The organism is Kitasatospora sp. NPDC101235, from assembly GCF_044767505.1.
Taxonomy (GTDB): domain Bacteria; phylum Actinomycetota; class Actinomycetes; order Streptomycetales; family Streptomycetaceae; genus Kitasatospora.
In genome coordinates, this window is sequence record NZ_JBIWNZ010000001.1 from 134013 (window position 1) to 150997 (window position 16985).

Below are 16985 nucleotides of genomic sequence, written 5' to 3' on the forward strand. Positions count from 1 at the left end.
GACCGCTTTCCCCCTAGGCTGCTGATTGCCCCTTTGTTACTGACCGGTACCGCTCAGGTGAACCGGGGGCCCGGCGACCGCCCCCACGGACGCCGCGACAATCCCGCAGACGGCCACCCGCCCCCGGAGGTCCTCGTTGAGTTCCGCGCAGTCCCTGATCGACTCCGGCAGGCCCGACCTCGTCGCCGCGCGCCCCGCCTCCGTCGCCCACCTGTTCCTGGAGCGGGTCGCCCTGACCCCGAACGCCGAGGCCTACCGCTACCCCTCGCCCGTGGACGAGCAGGCCGCCGACGGCGCACCCGGCGCCGAGCAGTGGCGCTCGCTCACCTGGGCGCAGACCGCGGCCCGGGTCAAGGCGGTGGCCGCCGGCCTGATGGCGCTCGGCATCCGGCCCGAGGATCGGGTCGCCCTGGCCTCCTCGACCCGGATCGAGTGGATCGTCGCCGACCTCGGCGCCATGTGCGCGGGCGCCGCGATCACCACCGTCTACCCCAGCACCAACGCGGACGAGACCGCGTTCATCCTCTCCGACTCCGGCTCCCGGGCGCTGTTCGCCGAGAACGCGGCCCAGCTGGCCAAGGCCGTCGGGCAGATCGACCAGCTGCCCGGGCTGCGCACCGTGATCCTCTTCGACGCGCCCGCCGAGGCCCCCGAGAGCGCCGGCCTGGAGCTGCTCACCCTCGCCGAGCTGGAGGAGCGCGGCACCCGGTACCTGGCGGAGCACCCGGACGCGGTGGAGAAGGCCGTCGACGGGCTCGACAAGGAGCAGCTGGCCACTCTCATCTACACCTCCGGCACCACCGGCCGCCCCAAGGGCGTGCGCCTGGTGCACGACTGCTGGGCGTACGAGGGCCGGGCGCAGGAGGCCAGCGGGCTGCTGGGCCCCGACGACGTGCACTTCATGTGGCTGCCGCTGTCGCACGTGTTCGGCAAGACGCTGATCTCCGGGCAGATCGCCACCGGGCACGTGATGGCGGTGGACGGCCGGGTGGACCGGATCATCCACAACCTGCCGGCGATCCGGCCGACCGTCATGGCCTCGGCGCCGCGCATCTTCGAGAAGGTCTACAACGGCATCGCGGGCAGGGCCCGGGCCGAGGGTGGCGCCAAGTACAAGATCTTCATGTGGGCGGCCGGGGTCGCCCGCGAGTACGCCCGGGTGATCCAGGAGAGCCGGGTCGCCACCGGTACCGGAACCGCCCCGCTGGGCCTGCGGATGCAGCACGCGCTGGCCGACCGGCTGGTGTACGCGAAGATCCGGGCGGCCTTCGGCGGCCGGCTGCGCGGCGCGGTCTCCGGCAGCGCCGCGCTCGCCCCGGAGATCGGCTACTTCTTCCTCGGCGCCGGGGTGCCGATCCTGGAGGGCTACGGCCTGAGCGAGACCAGCGCCGGCTCCTGCGTCAACCGTTCGGAGGACGTGCGGATCGGCACGGTGGGCCGCCCGCTGCCCGGCACCGAGGTGCGGATCGCCGAGGACGGCGAGATCCTGCTGCGCGGCCCGGGCGTCATGCGCGGCTACCACAACCTGCCGGAGAAGACCGCCGAGGTGCTGGAGCCGGACGGCTGGTTCCACACCGAAGACATCGGCGAGCTCACCCCGGACGGCTTCCTGCGGATCACCGACCGCAAGAAGGACCTGTTCAAGACCTCCGGCGGCAAGTACGTGGCGCCCAGCGAGGTCGAGGGCAAGTTCAAGGCGGTCTGCCCGTTCGTGAGCAACATCCTGGTGATCGGCAACGGCCGCAACTACTGCACCGCGTTGATCGGCCTGGACGAGGCGGTCCTGCTGCCGTGGGCCGTCGAGCACGGCCTGGCCGGCAAGTCCTACGCCGAGCTGGCCGTCGAGCCGGCCGTGCACGAGCTGGTCGAGGGCTTCGTCAAGCGGGTCAACGCCGACCTCCAGCGCTGGCAGACGATCAAGAAGTTCCACCTGCTGCCCCGCGACCTCGACATCGAGCACGGCGAGCTCACCCCGAGCCTGAAGATCAAGCGCCCGGTGGTCGAGCGGACCTACGCGGACGCGGTGGCCGCGATGTACGCGGGCGCCAACGAGGCCTGACCGGCCCCGTTCCCGTACGGCCCGCCGGGTAGGGCGGGTCGTACGGGACAATGGGCTCATGCCCTCCGCACTTCCCGACGGCGAACCGGTGCCGTCCGACGGTTCCCTGCCCGCGCACGCCCTCGACGGGCTGGGCTCGCGGCCGTTCGGTTTCTACCTGCACGTGCCGTACTGCGCCAGCCGCTGCGGCTACTGCGACTTCAACACCTACACCGCCACCGAGCTGCGATCCTCCGGGGCGGTCGCCTCGCAGGAGACGTACGCGGACAACGTGGTCGCCGAGATCCGGCTGGCCCGGAAGGTGCTGGGGGAGACGGACCTCCCGGTGCGGACCGTCTTCCTCGGCGGCGGCACCCCGACCCTGCTGCCCGCCCGCGACCTGGTGAAGATGCTTGCCGCGATCCGCGAGGAGTTCGGGCTCGCCGAGGACGCCGAGGTCACCACCGAGGCCAACCCGGAGTCGGTGGACCCGGCGTACCTGGCCGAACTGCGCGAGGGCGGCTACAACCGGCTCTCCTTCGGCATGCAGAGCGCCCGCCCGCACGTCCTGCGGCTGCTCGACCGCCACCACACCCCGGGCCGCCCCGAGGCCTGCGTGGCCGAGGCCCGCGCGGCCGGCTTCGAGCACGTCAACCTCGACCTGATCTACGGCACCCCGGGCGAGTCCGACGACGACTGGCGGGCCTCCCTGGACGCCGCCATCGGCGCCGGGCCCGACCACGTCTCCGCGTACTCGCTGATCGTCGAGGAGGGCACCCGGCTCGCCGCCCGGGTCAAGCGCGGCGAACTGCCGATGATCGACGACGACGTGCACGCCGACCGCTACCTGATCGCCGAGGAGGCGCTCGGGGCCGCCGGCTACTCCTGGTACGAGGTCTCCAACTGGGCCACCACCCCCGAGGGCCGCTGCCGCCACAACGAGCTCTACTGGACCGGCGCCGACTGGTGGGGCGCGGGCCCCGGTGCCCACAGCCACGTCGGCGGCGTCCGCTGGTGGAACGCCAAGCACCCCGCCGCCTACGCCCGGGCCCTGGCCGAGCACCGCACCCCGGCCCTGGCCCGCGAGGTGCTGGCCGACGAGGATCGCCGCGTCGAGCGCATCCTCCTCGAACTGCGCCTGGTCGACGGCATCCCCCTGGACCTCCTCACCGACACCGGCCGCAAGTCCGCCGCCCGGCACCTCGCCGACGGCCTGCTCGCCGCCGGCCCCTACGAGCAGGGGCGCGCCGCCCTCACCCTCCAGGGGAGGCTGCTGGCGGACGCGGTCGTGCGTGACCTGGTGGACTGATTGTCGTTAACGTGGGGTCAGCCGTCGGAGGGAGCGCGCTATGACCGCCATCGATGATCGGATGATGGGAATCTTCGAGAACCTGGAGGTTCCGGAAGGCGTCAAGGCCGAGCTCATCAGGGGGGAGATCGTGATGATGGCCGGGCCGGACATGGTCCACAACCTCATCGTCTCCGCGATTCAGCACCAGACCCCCTACGCCCGATGGCGGGCGCTTCAGACCCAGGATCTGATCATCTCCGGCGAGGCCAGCGAACCCCAGCCGGATCTGGTCGTCTTCGAGCGTGGTGTCGTCCCGGAGGCGGGCCGTTTGCTGTCCGCCTCCGCGGTGACCGTTGTGGTCGAGGTGGTCTCCAGGACCAGCGCGCACCGGGACTACCGGACCAAGCGTGAGATGTACGCCCAGGGCGGGATCCCGGCGTACCTCATCGTCGATCCGCTCAAGGGCGTGTGCGTGCTCCTCACGGATCTGACCACCGACACGGCTTCGGGTGCCCCGGTGTACTGGTCCGAGCGGACCACCAAATTCGGTGATCCGATTCAGGTCGACCTGCTCGACATCACCCTGGACACCTCCGAGTTCCAGACCTACTCCTGACCCGGCAGGGCCGTGAAGTCGATCAACTCCTCCACCCGGCCCAGCAGTTCGGGCTCCAGGTCCTTGTAGGAGTTCACCTTCGAGAGGATGTGCTTCCAGGCCGCCGGGGTGTCCACCGGCCAGCCGAGGCGGCGGCAGGTGCCCTCCTTCCAGTCCTCGCCGCGGGGGACGGCGGGCCAGGCGGGGATGCCGACGGAGGCGGGCTTCACGGCCTGCCAGATGTCGATGTAGGGGTGGCCGACGACCAGTACCGAGTCGCCGGTGACCTGGGCGGCGATGCGGTGCTCCTTGGTGCCGGGGAGCAGGTGGTCGACCAGGACGCCGAGGCGGCGGCCCGGGCCGGGGGCGAAGTCGGCGACGATCGCGGGCAGGTCGTCGATGCCGCGCAGGTACTCGACGACCACGCCCTCGATCCGCAGGTCGTCGCCCCAGACCCGTTCGACCAGCTCGGCGTCGTGCCGGCCCTCGACGTAGATGCGGGACTCCCGGGCGACCCGGGCGCGGGCGTTCGGGACGGCGATCGAGCCGGAGGCGGTGCGGGCCGGGGTGCGCGGCGCCGCCGGGCCGGTGGGGCGGACCAGGGTCACGACCCTGCCCTCCAGCAGGAAGCCGCGCGGCACCAGCGGGAACACCCGGTGCTTGCCGAACCGGTCCTCCAGGGTGACGGTGAAGCCCTCGGCGGTCCTCTCGCAGCGCACCACCGCCCCGCAGAAGCCGGTCGCCGCCTCCTCGACCACCAGGTCCCGCTCGGCGGGCACCTCCGGGGCGGGCTGTTGCTTCTTCCACGGCGGGGTCAGGTCGGGTCCGTACTGGCGGCTGCGCATACGGGTGATCATAGGGATCGGGCACTGGCATGATCACCGCATGCACCGCTTCCACTCCCGCGCCGTCCGGGCCGGGACCTTCCTGTTCCTCGTGCTCTCCGGGGCGGCCTTCGGCCTCGCGAAGGATTGTTGGCCGCAGTACACCGGCGCCGCCGTGGCCGCCCTCGGGGCCGCCTTCGTGCTGTACGTCGTGTCGGAACTGGCGAGTACCGGGGGCGCCGGGGCGGCCGGTGCGGCGGAAGCCACCGCACCGGCCGAGGCCGTCGGTGGTGGGGTGCCGGAGCGGGACGAACCGGGGGACGACCAGGACCTGGAGCTGTGCGACGTCTGCGGCCGGACGGAGCCCAGGACGGCGGACCGCGGGGGTCTGGAGCTGCCCGAGGGGTGGCTGGCCCTGGAGATCGACCGCCGGTCCGCCGAGGTGCTCTACCGCACGTACTGCTCCGAGGAGCACATGCGCCTGGACCTCGCGGGCCCGCTTCCCGCCCCGGAACCTTTCCGGGGCGGGCCCGGCGACCCCTGGGACGGGGCCCCGCGAACCGTCGGGGACCGGCTCGCCGATCTGGCCTGGACGGTCGGGCTGTGGCTCCTGGGCGGGTTCCTGCTGCTCGGCTCCGTCCTGGCGGTCCGGTTCCTCATCGGACTGCTGTAGCGGACGGCGTGCTGAGGACGTGAGAGCCGGGAGCGCACATGTGGGAGAGTGCGGGCGATCACGAATCCTGGGGGTGGATCAGTGCGCACACGTCACTGCGCGGTGGGTGGGGCCGTTCTGGTGGTTTTCGGCGTGTCGGCGTGCTCCGCCGACTCGCAGGCCCGGCCGGAGAGCGTTGCGAGTTCCAGTCGGGCGCCGCTGCAGGACGGGCTGCGTGCGGGCCTGCTGACCCAGGAGCGGCTTCCCCGGGGGTTCCGGTTGAACACGGTGGAGGTCGACCCGACGTCCACCGCCGCTTCGGCCACGCCCGTCCCCATCGCCTCGCTTCGGTGCGACGAACTCGAGGTCGACTCCTTCACGACGACGCACGCCCCACCCCTGGAGAACGTGGCGGTGGGCCTGGAACGGCCGCCGACCAGCGGCGAGGACGACGGCTGGTTCGGCCGGGAGTCGCTCGACCGCTACGCGCCCGGCCGAGCGGCCGAGGTCATGGACGCCATCCGCGGCGCCGCGAAGCGCTGCGCCTCCTTCACCACCACACTCACGGACGGCACGAAGATCCGGGAGACCGCGGCCGTCACGCCGGCCGGGGTGCCGGCTGACGAGAGCCTCCTGATCCACTTCACCTCGACCTTCCCCGGGGGCTCGAAACCGTTCGAGAAGGTCACCGGTTTCGTCCGCCAGGGCGACGTGATCCTCGTCGTGCAGCACTCCTCCGGCCGGAAGCCGTCCACGGACACCCAAGAGGTCCTCGCCGCCGCCGTGAAGGCGTACCGCTCGACCACCGGCGGCTGACACCCGCGCACCGTCACAGACCCGGCGCACCCCAGACCGGGAACCAGCGGCTCAGGTCCTTCTCCAGCCGCAGATCGTTCCCCAGCATCGCGTTGACCTGCAGCTCCAGCGGGCTGTTGCGCTTCTCCCCGCCGCCCGGCATCGGGGCGAAGGGGTAGAAGGTGCCCCGCTTGTAGAGGTAGACCAGGGCCAGCGACCGCCCCTGCGGGTCGCGGAAGGCGACGAGCGAGCAGAGCAGCTGCGGCCCGAAGCCGTTCGCCTCCAGCTCGCTGTTGACCGCGTGCAGGTCGTTCACCAGCTCCGGCAGCTCCTCGGGCCGGTGCCGGGCGAGCAGCCAGGAGTAGCCGTAGCCGTCCCTGGAGGCCTCCACCGGGACGCCGCCGCGCTCGGTGTCGGCGTCCAGCAGCGCCCGGACCTGCTGCTCGACCTGGACGAAGGCCGCGCCCTCGACGGCGGCGAAGCAGACCGAGCCGAGCCCGGTGGGGGTGAACCCGGCCCCGGCCTCCAGGGTGAGCGCGGCGGACGGCACGCCGAACAGCTGGTCGAGGTCGGGCTTGACGGGCTTGGTGCGGCCGAACAGGGCGTCCAGGATTCCCACGGCGGTCCTTTCACATCGGGGGTCAGTGGCCGAGCTGCTCGGAGATCCTCGCCAGCTGCGCCAGCCGCTTCTCCAGCGTCGGGTGGGTGGAGAACAGCTGCGAGGCGGTCTCCCGGGCGCTCAGCGCAGGGGCGAAGTAGAAGGCGTTGTACGGCTGCGACTTGCGCAGGTCCTCGGTGGGGATGGCCGCGATCTGCCCGGTCACCTTGGTGAGGGCCGCGGCCAGTGCGCTGGGCCGGCCGGTGAGCTGGGCGGCGGCGCGGTCGGCGGCCAGCTCGCGGTAGCGGGACAGCAGCCGGGTGAGCAGGAAGCTGATCGCGTAGACGACCATCGACACCAGCGGGATGATCAGGGCCACGATGGCCGCGTTCTGGTCGTTGTTGTTGCGCCCGCCGCCCATGAACCCGCCGTACATCGCGATCCGGGTCATCGCCCCGGCGAGGACGCCGAGGAAGCCGGCGATCGTCATCACCGCGACGTCCCGGTGGGCGACGTGCGACAGCTCGTGCGCGAGGACGCCCTCCAGTTCCTCCGGCTCCAGCCGGCGCAGCAGTCCGGTGGTCACGCAGACCACCGCGTTCTGCGGGTTGCGGCCGGTGGCGAAGGCGTTCGGCATGTCGTTGTCGGCGACCGCCACCCGGGGCTTGGGCATGTCGGCCAGGGCGCAGAGCCGGTCGACGGTGCCGTGCAGCTGGGGGAACTGCTCCGCGGACACCTGGCGGGCGCCCATCGCCCGCTCGGTGATCTTGTCGCTGAACCAGAACTGGGCGACGAACAGCCCGCCGGACAGCAGGACGATCAGTGGCCAGGCGCCGCGCAGAAGCGCGATCAGCAGGCCCGTGAAACCGACGTACAGCAGCCCGATCACGAACATCGTCGCGACCATGCGGCTGGTCAGGCCGCGATCAGGTGCGAAACGGGTGTGCTGGCCCGAGCTCGACATCGCTTGCTCCTCCGTTCGCCGTCGATATCGATGCTGCCACCCGGACGGCCTCCCGGCACCATCCCGGCGCCGGGAGGATCGAACCGTCGGCGCCCCGCGGGCCGTGGGCGGAACTGCGGGGAGGATCACCCCGGTCGGGCCGTTCCTGCCGTAGGACCCGGGCCTTACACTGGCAGGTACGGATTTGGCACTCGCGTGTTCAGAGTGCCAAGGCCGGGGCCTTCCGGAGCGGCCCGCAGCAGCAAGGGACACAGTCGGACAACGTGCGAAGACGGAGGTGCGTGCCCCATGGCCGGTGAGGTCCGCCAGCTGGACGACCGCAAGCTCGCCGTGCTCCGCGCGATCGTGCAGGACTACGTGGGCACCGAGGAGCCGGTCGGTTCCAAGGCCCTGGTGGAGCGGCACAACCTCGGGGTGTCGCCGGCGACCGTCCGCAACGACATGGCGGCGCTGGAGGAGGAGGGCTACATCCACCAGCCGCACACCAGTGCCGGCCGCATCCCGACCGACAAGGGGTACCGCCTCTTCGTCGACAAGCTCGCCGAGATCAAGCCGATGAGCGCCCCCGAGCGCCGGGCCATCCGGCACTTCCTGGACGGCGCGGTCGACCTGGACGACGTGGTCGCCCGCACCGTGCGGCTGCTCGCCCAGCTGACCCGGCAGGTCGCGGTGGTGCAGTACCCCTCGCTGTCGCGCTCCACCGTCCGGCACATCGAGCTGGTGGCGCTGGCCCCGGCCAAGGTGATGCTGGTGCTGATCACCAACACCGGTCGGGTCGAGCAGCGGATGGTCGACTGCCCGGGCGCGGTCGGCGAGACGGTGCTGGCGGACCTGCGGGCCCGGATCAACGCGAGAGCCACCGGCCGGCGCCTCCCGGAGGTCCCCGGACTGCTGGAGGAACTCCCGGCGCACTTCGAGCAGGTCGACCGGCCGACCGTCAGCACGGTCCTGGCGACGCTGTTCGAGACCCTCGCCGAACAGAACGAGGAGCGGATCATGCTGGCCGGCACGGCCAACCTGACCCGCTTCGGGCACGACTTCCCGCTCACCATCCAGCCGGTGCTGGAGGCCCTGGAGGAGCAGGTCGTCCTGCTCCGCCTCCTGGGTGAGACCGCGGACGCCGCGATGACGGTCCGGATCGGGCGGGAGAACACCTACGAGGGGCTGACTTCCACCTCGATCGTCTCGGTCGGCTACGGTTCGGGCGACGAGAGCGTGGCCAAACTGGGTGTGATCGGTCCGACCCGGATGGATTACCCGGGCACAATGGGGGCGGTGCGAGCGGTGGCGCGGTACGTGGGCCAGATCCTGGCCGAGTCCTAGCAAAGGCCGCCGTTAGAAATCTAACGGGGGCGTCCAGTCGCAGCACTACTACAGGCGGAACAAGCGGAGCATTTGGTGGCCACGGACTACTACGCGGTACTCGGCGTCCGACGGGATGCGGGGCAGGACGAGATCAAGAAGGCGTTCCGGCGCCTGGCACGCGAACTGCACCCGGACGTCAACCCGGACCCGAAGACGCAGGAGCGGTTCAAGGAGATCAACGCCGCCTACGAGGTGCTCTCCGACCCGCAGAAGCGTCAGGTCTATGACCTCGGCGGGGACCCGCTGTCCCCGGGCGGCGGCGGCGGTGCGGGCGGCTTCGGCGCCGGCGCGGCGGGCTTCGGCTTCTCCGACATCATGGACGCCTTCTTCGGCGCCGCGGCCGGCCAGCGCGGCCCGCGCTCGCGCACCCGCCGCGGCCAGGACGCCATGATCCGGCTGGAGATCACCCTGGAGGAGGCCGCCTTCGGCACCACCAAGGAGCTCCAGGTCGACACCGCCGTCACCTGCACCACCTGCAGCGGCGAGGGCGCGGCCCCCGGAACCTCGGCGCAGACCTGTGACATGTGCCGCGGCAAGGGCGAGGTCTCCCAGGTCACCCGGTCCTTCCTGGGCCAGGTCATGACCTCCCGCCCCTGCCCGCAGTGCCAGGGCTTCGGCACCGTCGTGCCGACCCCGTGCCCGGAGTGCGCCGGCGACGGCCGCGTGCGGGCCCGCCGCACCCTGACCGTCAAGATCCCGGCCGGTGTCGACAACGGCACCCGGATCCAGCTGGCCGGCGAGGGCGAGGTCGGCCCCGGCGGCGGCCCGGCCGGCGACCTGTACGTCGAGATCGCCGAGACCGCCCACACCATCTTCCAGCGGCGCGGGGACGACCTGCACTGCACCGTCACCATCCCGATGACGGCGGCCGCGCTCGGCACCCAGGTGCCGCTGCAGACCCTGGACGGCCTGGAGGAGGTCGACATCCGGCCCGGCACCCAGTCCGGCCAGTCGATCCCGCTGCACGGCCGGGGCATCACCCACCTGCGCGGTGGCGGCCGGGGCGACCTGATAGTGCATGTCGAGGTGAAGACGCCCGGCAAGCTCGACGCCGAGCAGGAGGAGCTGTTGCGCCGCCTCGCGGTGCTGCGCGGCGAGGAGCGGCCGGCCGGCCAGTTCGCGCCGGGCCAGCAGGGCCTCTTCTCCCGGCTGAAGGACGCCTTTAACGGCCGGTAGCCGTCCGCGGAGGGGTGCCGGGGGAAGGCCCCCGGCACCTCTTCCGTGTTTCCGTCCCACTCCTGGAGGTTCTCCGTCATGACCGCGCCCGTCTTCGTCGTCGAGACCGAGCGGATCGCCGCCGCCGTGCCCGGGGCCGTGGTGCGCCTGGACGGCCCGGAGGGGCGGCACGCGGCCGCGGTGAAGCGGCTGGAGCCGGGCGAGGCGGTGACCCTGGCCGACGGGCTGGGGCTCGGCGTGGACGGCACGGTCGCCGAGGTGCTCGGCAAGGACGCGATCGACGTGACGGTCGCCGCCGTGCGCCGGGAGCCGGAGCCCGCGCCGCGGATCGTGGTGGTCCAGGCGCTGCCCAAGGGCGACCGCGGTGAGCTGGCCGTGGAGACCATGACCGAGGTCGGCGTGGACGTGGTGATCCCGTGGGCCGCCTCGCGCTGCATCACCCAGTGGAAGGGCGAGCGCGGCGCCAAGGCGCTCGCCAAGTGGCGGGCCACGGCCCGGGAGGCGGGCAAGCAGTCCCGCCGGCTGCGCTTCCCCGAGGTCCGCGAGCCGATGACCACCAGGCAGCTGGCACCGGTGCTGGCACAGGCCGCGTTCGCCGCCGTGCTGCACGAGGAGGGCGCCGAGCCGCTGGCGCATGCCGGGCTGCCGGAGCGCGGCGACCTTCTTCTGGTGGTCGGCCCGGAGGGCGGGGTCTCCCCGGAGGAGCTGGCCGCGTTCGCCGAGGCGGGCGCCAAGCCGTACCGGCTGGGCCCCTCGGTGCTGCGCACCTCCACCGCCGGGGTGGCCGCCGGCGCGCTGCTGCTCGGGCGTACCGGCCGCTGGTCGTAACGGCGGCCGGGGCGGCCCCGGCCGCCGTCCGCGGGTGGTGCCGGGAGTCTGGGAAAAACGGCGCGGATCGTACGCGCACCTGCCTAGGCTGGCCGGGTGACGGACTCCCTGAGCACCTCCCCGAGCACCTCGGCGGGCGCCTACCTGCGCCATCCCCACCTGCACGGCGACCTGGTCGCCTTCGTCGCCGAGGACGACCTCTGGCTCGCCCCGCTGGACGGGAGCCGGGCCTGGCGGCTGACGGCGGACCACCTGCCGGTCCACCACCCGAGGTTCTCCCCGGACGGGCGGCACCTCGCCTTCACCTCCACCCGGGACGGCGCCCCCGAGGTCCACGTGGTGCCGGTGGACGGCGGCCCGTCGCGTCGGCTCACCCACTGGGGCAGCAACCGGACCCGGGTGATCGGCTGGACGGCCGACGGCAGCCCGATCGCCGTCACCAGCGCCGGTGAGGCCAGTTCGCGCCGCACCTGGGCGCACGCCGTGCCGCTGGACGGCGGCGAGCCGCAGCGGCTGCCGTACGGGCCGGTCGGCGGGCTCGCCTTCGAGCCGGGCGGGGACCGGGTGCTCCTGAACAGCGTCACCGGCCTCGATCCGGCCTGGTGGAAGCGGTACCGGGGCGGGCGGGCCGGCAAGCTGTGGCTCGGCCGGGACGAGTTCGCCCGCGTCCACGCGGAGCTGGACGGGCAGTTGGACTCGCCACTGTGGGTGGCCGGGGAGGGCGGGCAGGGCGGCAGGATCGCCTTCCTGTCCGATCACGAGGGCGTCGGCGAACTGTGGTCCAGCCGCCCGGACGGCACCGACCTGCGCCGCCACACCGCCGACCCGGACGGCTTCTACGCCCGCAACGCCACCACCGACGGCACCCGGGTGGTCTTCCACCGGGCCGGCGACCTCTGGCTGCTGGACGACCTGGAGGGCGCCGAGCCGCGCCGGCTCGACGTCCGGCCGGCCGGCCCGCGGGCCGGGCGCCGCCCCCGCCCGGTGCCCGCCGCGCACTGGCTGGAGTCCGTCGCCCCCGACCGCACCGGCCGGGGCAGTGCCGTGGTGGTGCGCGGCAGCGTGCACTGGCTGACCCACCGCGAGGGCCCGGCCCGGGTGCTGGACGAGACCCCGGGCGTGCGCGGGCGCCTGGTCCGGGTGGTGCCGGGCGAGGACGGCGCCCAGGGCGTGCTGTGGGTGTCCGACGCCGAGGGCGAGGACGCCCTGGAGTACGCCCCCGACCTGCACGGCGCCGAGCGCCGCCGGCTGGCCGCGGGGCAGCTCGGCCGGGTCAACTCGCTGGCGGTCTCCCCGGACGGCAAGCAGGCCGCGCTCGGCGTGCACGACGGCCGGGTGCTGCTGGTCGCGCTGGCCGACGGCGCCGTGCACGAGCTGGACCGCAGCACCGACGGCGAGCCCGGCGGGCCGGCCTTCAGCCCGGACTCGGCCTGGCTGGCCTGGTCGCGCCCGGTGCGCGGGATGGGCCCGCACTCGCTGCGCCAGATCGTGCTGGCCAACCTGGCCACCCGGACGGTCGGCGAGGTCACCCAGCCGCGCTTCGTGGACACCTCGCCCTCCTTCACCGCGGACGGCCGCTACCTGGCCTTCCTGTCGGTGCGCAACTTCGACCCGGTCTACGACGCGCACGTCTTCGACCTGTCCTTCCCGAACGGCTGCCGCCCCTACCTGGTCACGCTGGCCGCCGACACGCCCTCTCCGTTCGGGCCGCAGCGGGCCGGGCGCCCGCTCGGCGGGGAGGAGGACGAGCCGAAGGCCAGGAAGGCGGACGGCGAGGAGGCATCGGCCGACGCCGCGCCCGTGACCAGGGTGGACCTGGACGGCATCGCCGACCGGATCGTGCCCTTCCCGGTCGAGGGCGGCCGCTTCGAGGAGCTGGCCGCCGCCAAGGACGGCGTGCTCTGGACCAGGGCCCCGCTGATGGGCGAACTCGGTGACGAGGCCGCCTCGTTGGACGACGACCGGCCCCGCCCGGTGCTGGAGCGCTTCGACCTGAGGAAGCGCCGGGTCGAGCAGCTGGTGCACGGCCTGGACGACTTCGCGGTCAGCGCGGACGGCACCCGGGCGGCCGTGCTGGACGAGGGCGAGCTGCGGATCGTCCCGGCCGACCACAAGGGCGGCGACGACGAGGAGACCACCGTCGACCTCGCCCGGCTGCGGGTGACCGTCGACCCGGCCGCCGAGTGGCGGCAGATGTTCGCCGAGAACGGCCGGCTGATGCGGGACAACTTCTGGCGCCCCGACCTCTCCGGCGTCGACTGGGCCGGGGTGCTGGAGCGCTACCGGCCGCTGGTCGAGCGGGTCGGCTCGCACGACGAACTGGTCGACCTGTTCTGGGAGGTGCACGGCGAACTCGGCACCTCGCACGCCTACGTGCTGCCGTACGGCCGGTACACCGAGCCGGCCCGGTGCCAAGGCCTGCTCGGCGCCGACCTGGTCCGGGACGGCGAGCAGTGGCGGATCGCCCGGATCCTGCCCGGGGAGTCCTCCGACCCCAGGGCCCGCTCGCCGCTGGCCGCGCCCGGCGCCGCGATCCGCCCGGGCGACGCGGTGCTCGCCGTCAACGGCCGCCCGGTGGACCCGGTCACCGGCCCGGCCCCGCTGCTGGCCGGCACCGCCGGGCAGCCGGTCGAGCTGACCGTGGCCGGCAAGGACGGCACCGACCGGCGCCACCCGGTGGTCGTCCCGCTCGCCGACGAGGAGGCGCTGCGCTACCACGACTGGGTGGCCGGGCGGCGGGCCGCGGTGCGCGAGCTGTCCGGCGGGCGGCTGGGCTACCTGCACCTGCCCGACATGCAGACGGCCGGCTGGGCCCAGCTGCACCGCGACCTGAGCAGCGAGATGGCCAGGGAGGGCCTGGTCGTCGACGTCCGCGGGAACCGGGGCGGCCACACCTCGCAGCTGGTGATCGAGAAGCTGGCCCGCCGGATCATCGGCTGGGACGTCATCCGGGACACCGACCACCCGGTGCCCTACCCGGCGGACGCCCCGCGCGGCCCGGTGGTCGCGCTCGCCGACGAGTTCACCGGCTCGGACGGCGACGTGGTCAACGCCGCCGTCCAGGCGCTCGGGATCGGCCCGGTGGTCGGCACCCGCACCTGGGGCGGGGTGATCGGCATCGACAGCCGCTACCGGCTGGTCGACGGCACCCTGGTCACCCAGCCCAAGTACGCGTTCTGGGTGGAGAACTACGGCTGGGGCCTGGAGAACCACGGCGTCGACCCGGACGTCGAGGTGCCGTTCGCCCCGCACCACTGGGTGGCCGGCGAGGACCCGCAGCTGGCCGAGGGCGTGCGGCTCGCCCTGGCGAAGCTCGCCGAGACCCCGGCCCGTACGGCGCCGCCGCTGCCCTGGGCGTAGCGGGGCGGCCTGACCTCCGGAGCGGGAAAACCGGAGCAGGGCGTCCGGAGCAGGAAGTCGGCCCGTCCGACCTCCTGCTCCGGAGCGCGGGGGCGTGGGTAGGATGCGGGGCTGTTTCTTGATCCACAGCTCACGGGGGAACCAGATGGCGCAGGGCTACCCGCCGCCGCAGTACGGCCAGAATCCTTACGCACAGCAGCCGCAGCCGCCGGCACAGCCGTACCCGCAGGCGCAGCAGCCGTACCCGCCGGCACAGCCGTACCCGCTGCAGGGGTACGCACCGCAGGGGTACGCGCAGCCGCAGGCACCCGCACCGCAGGGGTACGCGCAGCCGTACCCGAACCCCTACCCGCAGCCGGAGCAGCCGCGGCGGGCGCTGCCGCCCTGCCCCAAGGAGGCGGGCGGCGGCCGGCGGTTCCTGGCGATCGTGCTGGACTGGCTGTTCGCGATCGGCCTCGGCTTCGTCGCCGCCAACGCCGCGAGCCGCCCGAAGACCGGGCACGTGGCCGGCCACGCCGTGCAGAGCGGTGGGCCGGTGGTGCCCTACTTCGTGGCGCTGCTGGTGGTCGGCCTCGCCGCGTCCTTCCTCAACCAGGTGGTGCTCGCCCGGCTGACCGGCTTCAGCGTGGGCAAGGGGATCATGGCGATGCGGGTGGTGCGCCGCAAGGGCGTGATGCGGCCGAACACGTGGCGGCTCACCAGGCGCTGGCTGATCGGTTTCGTCATCCTCGCGGTCGCCTTCCTCACCGAGGACTTCGACACGGACGAAGGAGACGTCGTCGGCATGCGCGCGGTGCGCTGGAAGCACCTCCAGGAGTACCAGCAGGCCGTAGCCTCGCTCGGCTAGGCTGCGCCCGTACGGCCCCACCACCCACGTACCGATCCCGAGGAGAGAACCATGGCCGGCGAGCCGCAGCCCGACTGCCTGTTCTGCAAGATCGTGGCAGGCGAGATCCCGGCGACCGTGGTGCGCAAGGGCGAGCGCACCCTCGCCTTCCGCGACATCGCCCCCAAGGCGCCCGTGCACGTCCTGGTGATCCCGCACGTGCACTACCCGAACGCGGCCGCGCTGGCCGCCGCCGAGCCGGAGATCGCCGGCGAGCTGCTCGCCGAGGCGGGCGCGGTGGCCAGGGACGAGGGCATCGAGGACTACCGGCTGATCTTCAACACCGGTGCGGGCGCCGGGCAGACCGTCTTCCACGCGCACGTCCACGTACTCGGCGGCATGTCGATGACCGAGCGCATGGTCTGACCGCACGTGTCCCAGCGCGAACTCGTCGTCCTCGGCACCGCCAGCCAGGTGCCCACCCGGCACCGCAACCACAACGGCTACCTGCTGCGCTGGGACGGCGAGGGCCTGCTGTTCGACCCCGGCGAGGGCACCCAGCGCCAGATGCTGCACGCCGGGGTCACGGCCACCCAGATCACCCGGATCGCGGTCACCCACTTCCACGGTGACCACTGCCTGGGCCTCGCCGGGGTGATCCAGCGGATCAACCTCGACCGCGTCCCGCACCCGGTCGACGTCTACTTCCCGGCCTCCGGCGAGGTCTACTTCGAGCGGCTGCGGCACTCCACCGCCTACCACGAGACCGCCGTGCTGCGGCCCCGGCCGATCGACGAGCCCGGGCCGCTGCCCGCGCCCGGCGCCCGCTTCGCGCTGGACGCCGTCCGGCTGGACCACCCGGTGGAGTCCTTCGGCTACCGGCTGTCCGAGCCCGACGGCCGCCGGCTGGTGCCGGAGAGGCTCGCCGCGCTCGGCGTGCACGGGCCGGCGGTGGGCCGGCTCCAGCACGAGGGTGCGATCGAGGTGGACGGCCGCACCGTCACCCTGGGCGAGGTCAGCGAGCCGCGGCCGGGCCAGAAGTTCGCCTTCGTGATGGACACCCGGCTGTGCGAGGGCGTGCACCGGCTCGCCGAGGGCACCGACCTGCTGGTGGTCGAGGCGACCTTCACCGACGCCGACGCCCGCCTCGCCGAGGAGCACGGCCACCTCACCGCCGGACAGGCCGCCAAGGTCGCCGCCGAGGCCGGGGTGCGCACCCTGGTGCTGACCCACTTCTCCCAGCGCTACCCGGACCTCGGCCAGCACCTGGCCGACGCCCGCAAGCACTTCGACGGGGAGCTGGTGCTGGCCGCCGACCTCGACCGGGTGCCCGTCCCGGCCCGCCGCCCGTCGTGAACGCCCTGCACGCCGTGAGCGCCTTGCACGCCTTGCACGCCTTGCACGCCGCGAACGCCGTGAGCGCCGGGAAGAGCAGGCGCGCCGCGAGCGCTGTGAACGTCGTGAACGTCGTGAACGGCGGGAAAAAGGGTTCGCGTCGGCCCCCGAACTGCCGCAGCATCATCGGGTGCGGCCCCGCCGCCCGCCACGGCGATCACGCTCGCGGCGTACCCTGGTGCCCCGGAGACACCGAGCGGCACCCGACACCACGGATGGGATGAGGCAGGCCCCAGCGCCGACCTATGAGTGACACATCGCAGACCCGTACCAACGGA

At 73.2% G+C, this 16985-nt stretch carries 15 protein-coding genes; 12 read left to right on the forward strand and 3 right to left on the reverse strand.

What is annotated here, in order from left to right; all coding sequences use genetic code 11:
- Positions 1–136: 136 nt before the first annotated feature.
- Genes ACIRRH_RS00625 through ACIRRH_RS00635 form a run of 3 tightly spaced genes read left to right on the forward strand, consistent with a single transcriptional unit; the run spans position 137 to position 3945 of the window.
- Positions 137–2059 carry an AMP-dependent synthetase/ligase gene (locus ACIRRH_RS00625; RefSeq protein WP_403059637.1) on the forward strand — a complete coding sequence of 641 codons (1923 nt, stop codon included), beginning with the start codon at positions 137–139 and terminating at the stop codon, positions 2057–2059.
- 58 nt (positions 2060–2117) lie between these two features.
- Positions 2118–3347, forward strand: a complete 1230-nt coding sequence (gene hemW, locus ACIRRH_RS00630) for a radical SAM family heme chaperone HemW (protein WP_403059640.1) — start codon at positions 2118–2120, stop codon at positions 3345–3347.
- A 40-nt stretch (positions 3348–3387) separates the two neighbouring features.
- Positions 3388–3945, forward strand: a complete 558-nt coding sequence (locus tag ACIRRH_RS00635; RefSeq protein WP_403059643.1) for a Uma2 family endonuclease — start codon at positions 3388–3390, stop codon at positions 3943–3945.
- Here ACIRRH_RS00635 and ACIRRH_RS00640 read toward each other — a convergent pair.
- Positions 3936–4769: a DUF3097 domain-containing protein gene (locus tag ACIRRH_RS00640; protein WP_403059646.1), complete on the reverse strand. Its 834-nt coding sequence runs from the start codon at positions 4767–4769 to the stop codon at positions 3936–3938. The genes ACIRRH_RS00635 and ACIRRH_RS00640 overlap by 10 nt on opposite strands.
- A 40-nt stretch (positions 4770–4809) precedes the next feature.
- Here ACIRRH_RS00640 and ACIRRH_RS00645 point away from each other — a divergent pair, with 40 nt between their 5' ends.
- Both ACIRRH_RS00645 and ACIRRH_RS00650 read left to right on the forward strand, forming a co-directional pair.
- Entirely contained in the window at positions 4810–5421 is a 612-nt protein-coding gene (locus ACIRRH_RS00645) for a hypothetical protein (protein WP_403059649.1), read from the forward strand.
- Positions 5422–5553: 132 nt separating this feature from the next.
- Positions 5554–6216, forward strand: a complete 663-nt coding sequence (locus ACIRRH_RS00650) for a hypothetical protein (protein ID WP_403059652.1) — start codon at positions 5554–5556, stop codon at positions 6214–6216.
- Positions 6217–6229: 13 nt separating this feature from the next.
- Here ACIRRH_RS00650 and ACIRRH_RS00655 read toward each other — a convergent pair whose 3' ends face one another.
- Both ACIRRH_RS00655 and htpX read right to left on the reverse strand, forming a co-directional pair.
- A complete protein-coding gene (locus ACIRRH_RS00655) occupies positions 6230–6814 on the reverse strand; it encodes a hypothetical protein (RefSeq protein ID WP_403059655.1) in 585 nt (194 codons plus the stop codon).
- Positions 6815–6836: 22 nt separating this feature from the next.
- The gene (gene htpX, locus ACIRRH_RS00660) at positions 6837–7757 is read right to left on the reverse strand and encodes a zinc metalloprotease HtpX (protein WP_403059658.1); all 921 of its coding nucleotides are present in this window, start codon (positions 7755–7757) and stop codon (positions 6837–6839) included.
- A gap of 288 nt (positions 7758–8045) precedes the next feature.
- On the opposite strand from htpX, the gene hrcA reads away from it, so the two are divergent.
- The 7 genes from hrcA (at position 8046) to ACIRRH_RS00695 (ending at position 16668) form a co-directional block, all read left to right on the forward strand.
- On the forward strand, positions 8046–9080 hold the full coding sequence (gene hrcA, locus ACIRRH_RS00665) for a heat-inducible transcriptional repressor HrcA (protein ID WP_403059661.1): 1035 nt from the start codon (positions 8046–8048) through the stop codon (positions 9078–9080).
- A 75-nt stretch (positions 9081–9155) separates the two neighbouring features.
- Complete coding sequence (dnaJ, locus tag ACIRRH_RS00670) at positions 9156–10298, forward strand: molecular chaperone DnaJ (RefSeq protein ID WP_403059664.1); 1143 nt, start codon at positions 9156–9158, stop codon at positions 10296–10298.
- Between the two features lie 78 nt (positions 10299–10376).
- Positions 10377–11126, forward strand: a complete 750-nt coding sequence (locus ACIRRH_RS00675; RefSeq protein WP_403059667.1) for a 16S rRNA (uracil(1498)-N(3))-methyltransferase — start codon at positions 10377–10379, stop codon at positions 11124–11126.
- 96 nt (positions 11127–11222) lie between these two features.
- Entirely contained in the window at positions 11223–14486 is a 3264-nt protein-coding gene (locus ACIRRH_RS00680) for a PDZ domain-containing protein (RefSeq protein WP_403059670.1), read from the forward strand.
- A gap of 145 nt (positions 14487–14631) precedes the next feature.
- Positions 14632–15333, forward strand: coding sequence for an RDD family protein (locus ACIRRH_RS00685; protein WP_403059673.1), 702 nt, complete (start codon positions 14632–14634; stop codon positions 15331–15333).
- Between the two features lie 51 nt (positions 15334–15384).
- On the forward strand, positions 15385–15738 hold the full coding sequence (locus ACIRRH_RS00690) for a histidine triad nucleotide-binding protein (RefSeq protein WP_403059676.1): 354 nt from the start codon (positions 15385–15387) through the stop codon (positions 15736–15738).
- Between the two features lie 6 nt (positions 15739–15744).
- Entirely contained in the window at positions 15745–16668 is a 924-nt protein-coding gene (locus ACIRRH_RS00695) for a ribonuclease Z (RefSeq protein WP_224279446.1), read from the forward strand.
- Positions 16669–16985: the final 317 nt, after the last annotated feature.

What these genes read in the sequence shown, in the direction of transcription:
- hemW (WP_403059640.1), top strand. Translation starts at nt 2,118, where the DNA reads ATGCCCTCCGCACTTCCCGACGGCGAACCGGTGCCGTCCGACGGTTCC.
- ACIRRH_RS00635 (WP_403059643.1), top strand. Translation starts at nt 3,388, where the DNA reads ATGACCGCCATCGATGATCGGATGATGGGAATCTTCGAGAACCTGGAG.
- ACIRRH_RS00640 (WP_403059646.1), bottom strand. Translation starts at nt 4,769, where the DNA reads ATGCGCAGCCGCCAGTACGGACCCGACCTGACCCCGCCGTGGAAGAAG.
- ACIRRH_RS00645 (WP_403059649.1), top strand. Translation starts at nt 4,810, where the DNA reads ATGCACCGCTTCCACTCCCGCGCCGTCCGGGCCGGGACCTTCCTGTTC.
- htpX (WP_403059658.1), bottom strand. Translation starts at nt 7,757, where the DNA reads ATGTCGAGCTCGGGCCAGCACACCCGTTTCGCACCTGATCGCGGCCTG.
- hrcA (WP_403059661.1), top strand. Translation starts at nt 8,046, where the DNA reads ATGGCCGGTGAGGTCCGCCAGCTGGACGACCGCAAGCTCGCCGTGCTC.
- ACIRRH_RS00675 (WP_403059667.1), top strand. Translation starts at nt 10,377, where the DNA reads ATGACCGCGCCCGTCTTCGTCGTCGAGACCGAGCGGATCGCCGCCGCC.
- ACIRRH_RS00685 (WP_403059673.1), top strand. Translation starts at nt 14,632, where the DNA reads ATGGCGCAGGGCTACCCGCCGCCGCAGTACGGCCAGAATCCTTACGCA.
- ACIRRH_RS00690 (WP_403059676.1), top strand. Translation starts at nt 15,385, where the DNA reads ATGGCCGGCGAGCCGCAGCCCGACTGCCTGTTCTGCAAGATCGTGGCA.